This window comes from Klebsiella sp. 2019SCSN059, from assembly GCF_021739525.1.
In the GTDB taxonomy this organism is placed as follows: Bacteria; Pseudomonadota; Gammaproteobacteria; order Enterobacterales; family Enterobacteriaceae; genus Klebsiella; species Klebsiella quasipneumoniae.
The window spans coordinates 41,407-53,509 of sequence record NZ_JAKKOM010000025.1 but is presented as its reverse complement, the minus strand read 5'-3'; the positions used below and the strand labels follow the sequence as shown (position 1 = coordinate 53,509).

The 12,103-nt window shown below is 57.7% G+C and carries 16 protein-coding genes; 8 read left to right on the top strand and 8 right to left on the bottom strand.

Annotated features, from left to right (window positions below; genetic code table 11):
- Window positions 1-8 precede the first annotated feature (8 nt).
- Window positions 9-413: a YdeI family stress tolerance OB fold protein gene (locus tag L2I46_RS21275; RefSeq protein ID WP_236948213.1), complete on the bottom strand. Its 405-nt coding sequence runs from the start codon at window positions 411-413 to the stop codon at window positions 9-11.
- 145 nt (window positions 414-558) lie between these two features.
- Here L2I46_RS21275 and L2I46_RS21270 point away from each other — a divergent pair, with 145 nt between their 5' ends.
- From L2I46_RS21270 to L2I46_RS21260, 3 genes are all read left to right on the top strand, one after another.
- Window positions 559-1,062: a hypothetical protein gene (locus L2I46_RS21270; protein WP_044523438.1), complete on the top strand. Its 504-nt coding sequence runs from the start codon at window positions 559-561 to the stop codon at window positions 1,060-1,062.
- Between the two features lie 8 nt (window positions 1,063-1,070).
- Window positions 1,071-1,517, top strand: coding sequence for a DUF421 domain-containing protein (locus tag L2I46_RS21265; protein ID WP_214632702.1), 447 nt, complete (start codon window positions 1,071-1,073; stop codon window positions 1,515-1,517).
- Window positions 1,518-1,837: 320 nt separating this feature from the next.
- Window positions 1,838-2,833: an SDR family oxidoreductase gene (locus tag L2I46_RS21260; RefSeq protein ID WP_085551086.1), complete on the top strand. Its 996-nt coding sequence runs from the start codon at window positions 1,838-1,840 to the stop codon at window positions 2,831-2,833.
- Here L2I46_RS21260 and L2I46_RS21255 read toward each other — a convergent pair.
- The 5 genes from L2I46_RS21255 to L2I46_RS21235 all read right to left on the bottom strand — a co-directional run bounded on the left by L2I46_RS21255 (window position 2,830) and on the right by L2I46_RS21235 (window position 5,962).
- Entirely contained in the window at window positions 2,830-4,455 is a 1,626-nt protein-coding gene (locus tag L2I46_RS21255) for an alpha-amylase family protein (protein WP_110212321.1), read from the bottom strand. The two genes, L2I46_RS21260 and L2I46_RS21255, sit on opposite strands and share 4 nt — an antisense overlap.
- A 39-nt stretch (window positions 4,456-4,494) precedes the next feature.
- A complete protein-coding gene (locus tag L2I46_RS21250) occupies window positions 4,495-4,668 on the bottom strand; it encodes a hypothetical protein (protein ID WP_048297585.1) in 174 nt (57 codons plus the stop codon).
- Window positions 4,669-4,684: 16 nt separating this feature from the next.
- Entirely contained in the window at window positions 4,685-5,191 is a 507-nt protein-coding gene (locus L2I46_RS21245) for a ferritin-like domain-containing protein (protein ID WP_236948207.1), read from the bottom strand.
- A 23-nt stretch (window positions 5,192-5,214) separates the two neighbouring features.
- On the bottom strand, window positions 5,215-5,430 hold the full coding sequence (locus tag L2I46_RS21240; RefSeq protein ID WP_004202641.1) for a hypothetical protein: 216 nt from the start codon (window positions 5,428-5,430) through the stop codon (window positions 5,215-5,217).
- Window positions 5,431-5,776: 346 nt separating this feature from the next.
- Complete coding sequence (locus L2I46_RS21235; protein WP_008804757.1) at window positions 5,777-5,962, bottom strand: general stress protein; 186 nt, start codon at window positions 5,960-5,962, stop codon at window positions 5,777-5,779.
- Window positions 5,963-6,617: 655 nt separating this feature from the next.
- On the opposite strand from L2I46_RS21235, the gene L2I46_RS21230 reads away from it, so the two are divergent.
- Entirely contained in the window at window positions 6,618-7,532 is a 915-nt protein-coding gene (locus tag L2I46_RS21230; protein ID WP_023289828.1) for an SDR family oxidoreductase, read from the top strand.
- Between the two features lie 190 nt (window positions 7,533-7,722).
- A complete protein-coding gene (locus L2I46_RS21225) occupies window positions 7,723-7,968 on the top strand; it encodes a YmjA family protein (protein ID WP_004202643.1) in 246 nt (81 codons plus the stop codon).
- Window positions 7,969-8,035: 67 nt separating this feature from the next.
- On the opposite strand, the gene L2I46_RS21220 is transcribed toward L2I46_RS21225, so the two are convergent.
- A complete protein-coding gene (locus tag L2I46_RS21220) occupies window positions 8,036-8,929 on the bottom strand; it encodes a LysR family transcriptional regulator (RefSeq protein WP_044523447.1) in 894 nt (297 codons plus the stop codon).
- Window positions 8,930-9,043: 114 nt separating this feature from the next.
- On the opposite strand from L2I46_RS21220, the gene L2I46_RS21215 reads away from it, so the two are divergent.
- Together L2I46_RS21215 and sra are read left to right on the top strand one after the other, a co-directional pair.
- Window positions 9,044-9,895 carry a Vmh family MBL fold metallo-hydrolase gene (locus tag L2I46_RS21215; RefSeq protein WP_102003878.1) on the top strand — a complete coding sequence of 284 codons (852 nt, stop codon included), beginning with the start codon at window positions 9,044-9,046 and terminating at the stop codon, window positions 9,893-9,895.
- Between the two features lie 177 nt (window positions 9,896-10,072).
- Window positions 10,073-10,213 carry a stationary-phase-induced ribosome-associated protein gene (gene sra / locus L2I46_RS21210; protein ID WP_012541615.1) on the top strand — a complete coding sequence of 47 codons (141 nt, stop codon included), beginning with the start codon at window positions 10,073-10,075 and terminating at the stop codon, window positions 10,211-10,213.
- Here the strand turns inward: sra and L2I46_RS21205 are convergent.
- Window positions 10,210-10,317, bottom strand: coding sequence for a hypothetical protein (locus tag L2I46_RS21205; protein WP_032425875.1), 108 nt, complete (start codon window positions 10,315-10,317; stop codon window positions 10,210-10,212). The genes sra and L2I46_RS21205 overlap by 4 nt on opposite strands.
- A gap of 78 nt (window positions 10,318-10,395) precedes the next feature.
- On the opposite strand from L2I46_RS21205, the gene L2I46_RS21200 reads away from it, so the two are divergent.
- Complete coding sequence (locus L2I46_RS21200) at window positions 10,396-12,093, top strand: NAD-dependent malic enzyme (RefSeq protein ID WP_004202648.1); 1,698 nt, start codon at window positions 10,396-10,398, stop codon at window positions 12,091-12,093.
- Window positions 12,094-12,103 lie beyond the last annotated feature (10 nt).

Genomic DNA, 12,103 nt, shown 5'->3' with positions numbered 1-12,103 from the left:
AGCTCCCCTTATTTAGGCGACTGTTTGAGCAGGCGATCGATACGCACTACCGGCGGCGTCATTTTGCGATCAAGGCTACCGTTAATACTGACCAGATCGTCAGGCTCTACATGCTGTTCATTAAACGCGGCAACCGGAATAATGGCGGTGATGGTGCCGCTTTTATCGCGAAACTGATAACGGTCATCTCCCTGCCGGGTCAGCAGATTGCCGCGCAGCGAAATCGTGGCGCCGTCGTGCATGGTTTTCGCCTGCTCAACGGTCATGATCCGCCCCTCCTCGACGCCGCGATAGCCGTCATCCAGTTTGTGCGGCGGCGGCGGCGCGACATCCTGGCTAAAACCGCCCTTATCGTCCGCTTGCGCGACAGCGGCGGCAAACAAACAGGCCATGGCCAAGGCTAATTTTTTCATCATGCCTCCTTGTTTTTGCTGATGAACAGAATAAAGCCTGGCTGAGGCTGGCCATTTTTACAAAGTCAATTGTTCTGATATCGTCTAATATAAGAATGTCCTTATCGTTGCGCTGATGCCGAAACGAAACGCGGGGAAAATAATAATGATTGAGAATCAACAGCCTTGTCCTATCGTCGACGAAAATGAACGAGCCCTCCGCTTTGAATATCGCTTCAGGCGCTATGGGATAATTGCACTCAGCCTCATTATCCTTACCGCGTTAAGCGGCCTGTGGTCCTCTGGTTATTTCAGTGAGGCGCACCGGGAAAGCGCCGGAGGTGAATTAATCGTCGATTACCAGCGTTATGCCAGACTGATGAGTGAAACCGAACTGAATATTCAGATCAAACCCACCCAGGAAAATGACACCACGATCAGCTTCGCCGCCACGTTATTAACTCGCTACCAGCTTGGCGATATCCGCCCGCAGCCGGATAAAATGTACAGTGCCGACGGGAAATTATATCTGGTGTATCAGCGGACGACCAGCCGCTCGCCGCTCTCGGTGTGGTTAGCGATTACCCCCAAAACCATAGGCACGCTCTCCCTGCAGGCGGCCGTCAACGATCGCCCTGCCGTCAGCTGGCAGCAGTTTGTCTATCCGTAGGAGTCGCGATGGAAATGGTCCTTAGAGCCGCAGAAATCTATCTGATATTGCTGATTATTTTCAAGATTGCCGGCAGACGAACCCTGATGCAGTTAACGAATTTTGACCTGATATTGCTGCTGATTATCAGCGAAGCTACCCAGCAGGCGATGCTCAGCACAGACTATTCCGTCACCGGTTCGATGCTGACTATCGTCACCCTGGTCAGTATTGATATTTTATTTGGTTATATTAAGAAAAAATTTGCCCAGGCGGAAAATTTCCTTGATGGCACGCCGGTTATCGTGGTGGAAAATGGTGCTGTCATCGATGAGAAAATCAAGCTCGTCAATATTTCTGTCGATGATATCCTGCTGGCGGCCAGGCAGCACCATGGGATTTATGAACTGAAAGCGATCAAATTCGCTATTCTCGAACGTAACGGCCAGATATCCATTATTCCGCAACAGGAATAACACCGGAATAGCTATTTATCGCGCTCCGGTTGTTTATCCCCCGATTCCGGGGCGCGGGTGGCGTCATCCTCTTCTTTTTCAACGCTACGCGTGTTTAATGTCAACATTTTTCCTCCTCGCGGGTTGTCAGGGACCTTACAGATTATAGAACCTCAACGCCTGCTTATGCAGAAACAGGCCAGAGTCATCAGGATATGTCGCCTGATTCACACTGCGCTTATTCCAGGATATTTCCCACCTCACCATTGTTATTGGTGCTTAATAATTATTCGATCCGTGCAGCTTAAATTTACGATAGCGAAAAAATGAATGAGGTCACTATGTCCGTGATGGTTATTACCGGCGGAACCGCCGGGGCAGGAAAAGCCACCGCGCTGCGTTTCGCCCGCGCAGGGTATCACGTGGCGCTGATCGCCCGCGATGAAACGGGTCTGCAGGAGACGCAGCAGGCCTGCGAACGGTTTGGCGTCAAAACGCTGGCGATTAGCGCCGATGTTGCCGATGCCGGGGCTGTGCAGCGCGCCGCCGCCGAGGTGGAAGCCACCCTCGGTGCCATAGACGTCTGGATCAACAACGCCATGACCACCGTGCTGGCGCCCTTTCGTCAGATGAGCGACGACGAATTTCGCCGGGTGACGGAGGTGACCTATCTCGGCTATGTCAACGGCACCCGCGCGGCGCTGGAGGTGATGACGCCCCGGGATCGGGGGGTGATTATTCAGGCTGGATCGGCGCTGGCCTGGCGCTCGATCCCCCTGCAGTCGGCCTATTGCGGAGCCAAAGCGGCCATTCGCGGCTTCACCGATGCCGTGCGCACCGAGCTGATGCATGAGAAAAGCCACATCCAGTTGACCATGGTCCAGCTGCCGGGGATGAACACCGCTCAGTTTGGCTGGGCGCGCAACAAAATGGATCAGGCCATGCAGCCGGTACCGCCGGTCTATCAGCCGGAGGTCGCCGCCGAGGCTATCTACAGCGTGATCCAGCGGCCGGTGAACGAGCTGTGGGTGGGGAAAAGCACCATCCAGTCGATCCTCGGCCAGGTCTTCTTCCCTCGTCTGCTCGATCGGCTGATGGTGAAGAAAGCGTGGGAGGGACAGTTTACCGGCCAGCCGAAGCCGGCAGAGCACCAGGACGACCTGTTCACGCCGGTGCGCGGCAATCATCCCGGACACGGCCCTTTTAACGAGGGCGCGCGGCGTAAAGCAGTGACCATCAGCGCCGATCTCCCGGGAAAAGTGGCTGCCGGCGTCGGCGTGGCGGTGGCGACGATGGCCCTGCGCGCGTTGTTCCGCCGACCGGGGAGACGGCGCTAAGGCAAACTGCGGCTGAACCAGCGGTAGCCATACCCTGAGAGCGCCAGCCGCGCCTCTTTCCCGCCGCGCAGCCCGTCCTGGTAGAACTTATCTTCCAGAATCGGGCTCCAGTAGCCCTCGGCCAGCGGCGGGAGCTGGACCTCTACCGCCTGCTGGCCGCAGTTCGCCAGCATCAGCACCTCCCGCGATTCGCTGCGATAGCACAAGGCCAGCACCGCGGCAGGCTTCACCGCAAGGAGGGTAAAAGGGATGGATCCCGGTTCAGTATATTCCGTGCGCGCCAGCACCATATTGCGCACCCGATGCAGTAGCGAGCGGGGGTGGCGCAGCGCCGCTTCGACATTGATCCGCTGGTAGCGAAACCGTCCGCTGGCCACCGGTTTTACCGGCAAATCCTCCCGCGCCGCCCGGGAGAAGCCGCCGTTGGGCGCCGCCGACCACTGCATCGGCGTTCGGACCGCGTAGCGCTCCGGTAAGCGCAGATCGTCGCCCATACCAATCTCGTCGCCATAGCGCATCACCGGCACGCCAGGCAGCGCCAGCAGGATAGCATGGGCCAGCGCGATGCGTCGGGTATCGCCACCCAGCATCGGCGCCAGCCGCCGGCGCACGCCGCGCTGGTAAACCGACATCGATTTATCCGGGGCAAAGGTACGGATAACCTGGCGCTTGTTGCGTTCGCCAATCCCCTCCAGGTCCAGTTCATCATGGTTACGCAGCCAGTTGACGAAGCAGCATCCGTCCGGCGGGGCCACCATCGCCTGCAGCGCCTTCACCACCGGGGTGGCGCGCTGCTGCGCCAGGCTGACATAGAGGTATTTATTAAGCCAGAAATTGAGCACCATCTGCAGCCGATCGCCGCGGCCGAAATAATGGCGATACGCTTCCACCTCCACGTCCACTTCACCCAGCAGTATCGCGTCGGGGTTGAGGCGCTGCACGACCTGGCGAAGATGCGTCAGCAGCGGGTAGCCCCGCGCCTCTTCGCCCTTCCCGGCCTGCTTCACCAGATGTGACGCCGCATCGAGGCGAAATCCTGACACCCCGGCCTGCAGCCAGAAGGTGATGATGTTTTCAATTTCGGCGATCACCGGCGGATGAGCGAGATTCAGGTCGGGCTCATGCCGATAAAACATGTGACGATAGTATTGTCCGGCCTGGTCGTCCCAGCTCCAGACGCTCTCCTCGACGCCGGGAAACATGGGCGGATCGTCGTTCTCCGGCGGCCGATCGGCCCAAAGATAGTATGGCCGCCACGGCGAGCGGGGATCGCGTCGCGCCGCCTGAAACCACGGGTGCCGGGCGGAGGTGTGCTGGATAACCAGCTCAACGATCACCCGCAGTCCCAGCTCCCGGGCGCGGGCAATCAGCTCAATCACGTCGGCGATGGTCCCGAAGCGGGGATCGGGCTGCAGATGGTCGCTGATATCATAGCCATCATCCTGCAATGGGGTGAGATAGAAAGGGGTCAGCCAGAGCACCGTCGCCCCCAGACTACGAATGTAGTGCAGCTTTTGGCGGATACCGGCAAGATCGCCAAACCCATCGCCGTTGGCATCGTAAAACAGAGAACTGTCCACCTGATAGATGACCGCTCTGTGAAACCACTCTTCCTGTTGCATTACTATCACCTTGCGTTCTGCCCGCCACTGTCAGCTTCCTCAGCGCGCCCTCCTGTTCCTGACGTCTGCTTTGCCGACAGGCGATACGGGATCGGGCTCTGCAGGAGGGGCCCTGTTCGCCACCGCGTCCACCAGCGCCTGCTGCCTGGCGGTTAATTTCAGCGGAACCGCTTTCTCAGTGGCGAGCAGCGCGATGGTGTGGCGCTTAACCATATTTGACTCCGGCGGCTTATTGTCCGGCCTCAACGCCGGGCAGATTGTTATGCATCAGATATTGCCCGGTCAGCGCCGGCAGATGATGCAGCAGCCAGTCAGCCATCCCTCTCTCTTCGGCAAGGATCCCTTCCAGAGTAGGCATCGCGCTATGGTCTCCCACTCGCTTCGCCGCCGTTAATAAAGCGGTATAGCAGGCGACCTCAAAATGGGCAAAAACGTAGGCGGTGATAATCAGTTTAATGAGCTCATCGCCGGGCAGCATGATGCCAATAGTCTGGCCCAGGGCTGCGACCCGGCTCATCGCATCCTTCAGCGCCGAGCGGGAAATGTGGTTGCGGGCGATAAGGTCCTGCAGGGCCGACAGTTGCCGACGGGTTTCATAGAGATGTTGTTCAAGGCGGGTCCGTAATTGCGGTTCATTATCGAGGCGTCTGACGGTGGCCATAAGCAGTGACTCGGCCTGTTTTTCCATGGCATGGGCATCGCGAAGCCAGTTATGGTAATTTTCACTATCCGTCATATACACCTCTGATCATTAATTTTTTATTTTGACGGGGAATCTTCATTCTCTTCCGCCGCCTGGTCAGCTCGCGCTGCGCTATATCCGGATAAATGCCCAACAATATTAGCGTAAATACTGATGAGAATGACCCACAGGACGCTGTCTTTCCACCAGATTAACGAGGGTATCGCCAGACCCACCCACATAACGGCGGCCACAAGATGACAACGCTTAATAAATACCGGCGTCAGTTTCATTTTATTACCTTAGATCTGAACAATATTTAGCAAGCGGATGTGTTGCTGCCCACCCCCTGGCATGCGGCGGTTAATACCCGGCTGCAATATCTTCCCTTTCCACAGCCATAAAAACAGTGCCGTCATTTACTCGCCCTTACCGCTTCGCCGGCACATTGCCGCTGCGGTAAACAGCGCTTAATAATTAAGGTTGCTATAATTTAATTATCCTGCTCCTTTTCTTCCGTCGCGGACAATAGACGATGGGTGAAGGAAAGCGTTCGCAAATAAACAGAAACCTGCGGACCGCCAGGCCCACAGGTTTCTGTCCTGACGCCGTCGAAACGGCGTCACGGGTCATCAGTCGCTAGCTGTCGCCGGCTTTACGGCCGCCGCCATGACTGTTCTTACCACCCTTTTTACCGGCTTCGGATGCACGCTCAGGATCATTTTTAAAGTTCCCGCCGCTGTGCTGTCCACCTTTACGCCCGGCTTCGGATGCTTTTTCACGATCTTCTGCAAAATTACCTGAACCGCCTCTATGCTCTGCCATAATGTTCACCTTTGGTTTGATCAATATCGGTTGGTAAATGGAAAATGACCCTGTTACAAATCATCGCCCTCGATATCTAACACTAGAGGAATACCCGCAGGAGTCAAATTAATTCCGGCCATTAATCAGCGTTACCAATAAATAAATTAACCACAGCGAAGCGGCACTAAAAATTATTCTTTCCGCAACCCCTTCTTCGCTTTGGATTATATGCCCATTATGGTCTGTTCTGCGGACAGCGATCCTCGTTTGTAAACAAATGAAAATAAAGTGATGAATAAATATTTCTTCCACTCCCGGACAGCCACCCTTACAAAAAATACCACCTAAGAGGCATGGCGTTATTAGCCATGCGTAGCGGGTTAACTTAATATTCCCTTTTTCACGACGCGTCTTCCTCTCCGTCTTTAAAAAATTTTTCCCGGGGAGAAAAATAGCCCAGCCACGTTAAATATTGATGGAATAATCCTAATTTCACCCCAGCGATATTAACGCAGCGCTATTCACTTAAATACGCCGGGGATCAGTCGGTTAAGGAATAACAGTACCTCTTTTCCCGGGCATTCACTGGCCCTGGGCGAGTCACCCGGGGTCTGGCGATGGGGGAACCTGACCTATCCTTACAGCTGGCCCGTTCTGTCTGAAGGAGATGACTATGCAAGATGAAAAACCGCCAATGAAGAAATTACCCACCTCCATGTTGCCAGAAGAGACGGCTCCACGTCCGGAGTTCCCGGAGCAAGAACAAAACCCGCCGGGTCTGGATGCGGAAATGGAGCCGTCACCGGACCATGGGGAAACCAGCTACACCGGCACCGGGCGGCTGGCCGGTAAGAAAGCGCTCATTACCGGCGGTGACTCCGGCATTGGCCGCGCGGTGGCGATCGCCTTTGCCCGCGAAGGGGCCGATGTCGCCATAAGCTATCTGCCGGAAGAGCAAGAGGATGCCGATGAAGTCATCGCCCTGATTAAAGCCGAAGGCCGCACCGCGGTGGCCCTGCCGGGGGATATTCGCTCCGAGTCCTTCTGTCAGTCGCTGGTGGCCGATGCGGTGGAACAGCTGGGTGGCCTGAGCATCCTGGTCAATAACGCCGGGCGTCAGCAATATTGTGAGACTCTCGAGGAGCTCACCACCGAAGACTTTGACGCCACCTTTAAAACCAATGTCTACGCGCCGTTCTGGATCACCCGCGCCGCGCTGCCCCATCTCCAGGCCGGGAGCGCGATCATCAACACCACCTCGGTGCAGGCCTATAAACCCAGTCCGATCCTGCTCGATTACGCCCAGACCAAAGCCTGCCTGGCGATCTTCACCAAATCGCTGGCCAAACAGGTGGCAAAACGTGGCATTCGCGTTAACGCCGTGGCGCCAGGCCCTTACTGGACGGTACTGCAGTCCAGCGGCGGTCAGCCGGACGAGAAAGTGAAACAGTTCGGGAAGGACACGCCGATGGGGCGTCCGGGACAGCCGGTCGAGATCGCCCCGCTGTACGTCACCCTGGCATCCGATGCCTGCTCTTATACCTCCGGCCAGGTTTGGTGCTCTGACGGTGGGGACGGGGTAGTCTAAGCCTCCCGGCAGACCGGCGTGCGACATCGCGCGCCGGTTTTACCTTCCGCTCCCCGGGGATCGGTATCTGCCCTCTCGCCTCGCCGGCGCGGCGATTTTTCCTCTCCTGCAGCCTACCGGCCGCATGCTATGATACTCGCCCGCCGCTGTGCGCTAACCCCGGCCCTGACGCCAATCCTGAGGACGACAGATGAGTAATGACATCCCCCTGAAATTTTATGACATCGTGGACGAATACGAGACCGAAGCGGCTGCCCCGGTTAAGGATGAGGAACGCGATGCGCTGGCGCGCTATTTTCAGCTGCTGATTGCGCGGTTAACCAATAACGAAGAGATCGACGAAGAAGCGCAGCAGGAGATGGCCCGCGAGGCGGCCATTGACGAGCGCCGTATTGACGATATCGCTAACTTCCTCAATCAGTGGGGCAACGAGTAAGTCTTATCGTCAGCTCACCGGCAGGGCCGCCGCCCGCCGGTATTGCCGCTGAAGGCGACGCCGCTGCTCAGGCATCGGCGAGCGTTTCCCCCAGACGTCGCTGCAGCGCATCCAGAAACAGCGGCAGCCCATCGGGCTGATAGTCGCGGGAAAGATAGATGCCGTAAACGCTCAGCGCCTTCGGCGTCCAGTCAGGCAGCACCACCTCCAGCGCGCCGCTGGCAATCGCGCCCCGCGCCTCCAGTTCGGGGAGCATCGCGATGCCGCACCCGGCGACCGCCGCCTCCAGCAGCAAGGAAGAGATCCCCGCGCTCAGATTACCGTTCACCGACACCGACGCCTCCTGCCCCTGCGCATCGCTGAACTGCCAGCGCTGGCCGGCAAAATGGCTGTATAACAGGCAGTTATGCTGTTGCAGATCGTCAAGCGTCGTCAGCGGACCATGCTGGCGGAGCCAGCGCGGCGCAGCGCAGAGTAGCGACCGGCACACGCCGAGACGGCGAGCGATAGCCCCGGCCTCCGGATTATCGGTAATGCGAATGGCCACGTCGATGCGCTCGCCGATCAGGCTGACCGGATGGTTATTGATATCCAGCTCCAGGCGCAACAGCGGATAGCGAGCGAGAAAGTCCGGCAGCAGCGGGGAGATCAGCTGCATCGCGGTAAAATGCGCGCACGCCACCCGCAGCGTGCCGCTGGGGTCGGCCCGCTGGCGCTCGCCGGCGATTTCATCGGCGATCCGCGTCAACCCGCGGGTCTTGAGCAACACCTTCTCCCCCGCCGGGGTCAGCGTCAGCCGCCGGGTTGAGCGATGGATCAGCCGGGCGCCGGCCCAGCTCTCCATCTGTTCCAGATAGCGGCTGACCATCGGGCGCGACATCCCCAGCGCGCGCGCCGCGGCGCTGAGGCTTCCCAGTTCGCAAATGCGCAGATATACCTGCGCCGCAATCACCCTGTCCATCACGCCCCCTTCATCTGCACGATTTATGAAACTCAGCATCTCTTATTTCAGGAATTCTATCAAATAGCGAAATCCGTACAATGCTACGCATTCCCCTGTGACTGAGAATAAATGATGAAATTATCTGCCCTTGCTATTGCCACCGCCCTGTTCAGCGGCGCGGTCTTCGCGGCGCCGCTGACGCTGCAGACTTACAACCCTCAGGAGAAAGGTATTTTTGCCGTCAACTCCACCCTCGTTTCCGGCCCGCATGAAGCGGTGCTGTTTGACGCCCAGTTCAGCGTCAAAGACGGCGAAAAGCTGGTGGACATGATCAAGAAAAACGGCAAACCGCTGTCGCGGATTGTGATCACCTCCGGCGATCCTGACTTCTACTTTGGCCTTGAGCCGCTGGTGAAAGCCTTCCCGCAGGCGGAAGTGGTCGCCACGCCGGAAGTGGTTAAACATATTGAAGCCACCAAAGCGGCAAAGCTGGCGTACTGGGGCCCGCAGATGAAAGACGGCGCGCCGACGCAGGTATACGTCCCGCAGGCGCTGAAAGCCAACAGCTTTACCATCGATGGCGAAACAGTGACGATTATGCAGCCGCATGACTACGCGGCGTTCGTTTGGATCCGGGCGAACAAAACGATCCTCGGCGGCACCGGCGTGGCGTGGGGCATGCATCTCTGGACCGCCGACACCCAGACGCCGGCCAGTCGCCAGCAGTGGCGCACTACGCTGGACCAGATGATTGCCCTGCACCCGCAGCAGGTGATCCCGGGGCATTACCTCGGCACGCCGCCGGAGGGTGACCGCGCGGTGCACTTTACAAAAACCTACCTCCAGCAGTTTGAGCAGGCGCTGAAGACACATAAGGATTCCGCCGGGGTGATCAAGGCCATGGAGACGCAGTGGCCGGGGCTGGCGGAAACCAGCTCGCTGGAGCTTAGCGCCAAAGTTAACACCGGCGAGATGAAGTGGTAATGCCGGCGCTGCGCGAGGGAGACTGTTCTTAATCTGGCGCGCTAAGGTTGCTATTGCCCTGAAAATGGACCACCCTACCTGAGGCCGCATAAAAAACGTGCGGCCAACTTTGGGTTACATTTCATCCGGTCATCACCGGGTTTGCCCTTGAAACCAGAACAGGATAAAGGAGTCAGAATGAAATCGAACCATCAGGCACGTCATCTTCTCGGTCTGAACTACAAGCTTTCCCAGCAGAAAAAAGTGGTGCTGGAAGGCGATGAAGAAACCACCCTCAACCATATCCATGCTACCGGCCGCAAACGCCGCGGTGGTTAATTTTCAGCCTGAGTGATGATAAACAACACCGTCCTGTTGCCAGGATGGTGTTTTTTTATGGCAATTGACGGCTTGTTTACCCGCTTGAAGACCTTCTGCTCTATACTCTGCCCGCTGCTTTTCCACCCGCCCTTCGCTTATCGCCGCGCCGGGACTGTGGACACGATCAAGGAGTTAGTGCGATGCAATTTACCCATAAGAAAAACCGTTCCCTGTACATCCCCTACGCGGGCCCCGTTCTGCTTGAATTCCCTCTGCTCAACAAGGGCAGCGCCTTCAGTATGGAAGAGCGCAGCAGTTTCAACCTGCTTGGCCTGCTGCCGGAAGTGGTTGAAACCATCGAAGAGCAAGCGGAACGCGCCTGGATCCAGTATCAGGGATTCAAAACAGAAATCGACAAACACATTTACCTGCGTAATATCCAGGACACCAACGAGACCCTTTTCTATCGCCTGATTGGCAACCATCTCGAAGAGATGATGCCGGTTATCTATACCCCGACGGTGGGCGCCGCCTGCGAACGTTTCTCCGAGATTTACCGTCGCGCCCGCGGCGTCTTTATCTCCTACCAGAATCGCCATAACCTTGACGACATTCTGCAAAACGTCCCGAACCATAATGTCAAAGTGATTGTGGTGACCGATGGCGAGCGTATCCTCGGCCTCGGCGACCAGGGGATCGGCGGGATGGGGATCCCAATCGGTAAACTGTCGCTGTACACCACCTGCGGCGGCATCAGCCCGGCTTACACCCTGCCCATCGTGCTGGACGTCGGGACAAACAACCAGCAGCTGCTGGACGATCCGCTGTATATGGGCTGGCGTCATCCGCGTATTACCGACGACGAGTACTATCAGTTCGTTGACGACGTGATCCAGGCGATTAAAGCCCGCTGGCCGGACGTGCTGCTGCAGTTTGAAGACTTTGCGCAGAAGAACGCCATGCCGCTGCTCAACCGCTACCGCAATGAGATCTGCTCCTTTAACGACGATATTCAGGGCACCGCGGCGGTCACCGTCGGGACGCTGATCGCCGCCAGCCGCGGCGCCGGCAGCCAGCTGAGCGAACAGAAAATCGTCTTCCTCGGGGCGGGCTCCGCCGGCTGCGGCATCGCCGAGCAAATTATCGCCCAGATCGTCCGCGAAGGACTCAGTGAAGAAGAGGCCCGCCAGCGCGTATTTATGGTTGACCGCTTCGGCCTGTTAACCGACGGCATGCCTAATCTGCTGCCGTTCCAGAACAAGCTGGTGCAGAAGCGTGAACATCTGCAGGGCTGGGATACCACTAACGATGTCCTGTCCCTGCTGGACGTGGTGCGCAACGTGAAACCGAACATCCTGATCGGCGTTTCGGGTCAGCCGGGGCTGTTCACGGAAGAGATTATCCGCGAGATGCACAAGCATTGCCCGCGGCCGATCGTGATGCCGCTCTCCAACCCAACGTCACGGGTGGAAGCCACGCCGCAGAATATCCTGAGCTGGACCGACGGCGAGGCGCTGGTCGCCACCGGCAGCCCGTTTGCCCCGGTCACCGTGAAAGGCAAACAGTATCCCATCGCCCAGTGCAACAACTCCTATATCTTCCCGGGCATTGGTCTGGGGGTGATCGCCTCCGGCGCGTCGCGGGTCACCGACGAGATGCTGATGGCCGCCAGCGAAACCCTGGCGAAACACTCGCCGCTGGTGAACAACGGCGAAGGTCCGGTTCTGCCGGAGTTGAAGGATATCCAGACCGTCTCGCGGGCGATTGCCTTCGCGGTCGGTAAGGTGGCTCAGGAGCAGGGCGTGGCGGTGAAAACGTCCGCGGAAGCGCTGCTGCAGTCCATCAGCGATAATTTCTGGCTGCCGGAATATCGTAATTACCGCCGCACCTCGATTTAATCAAGCTCAC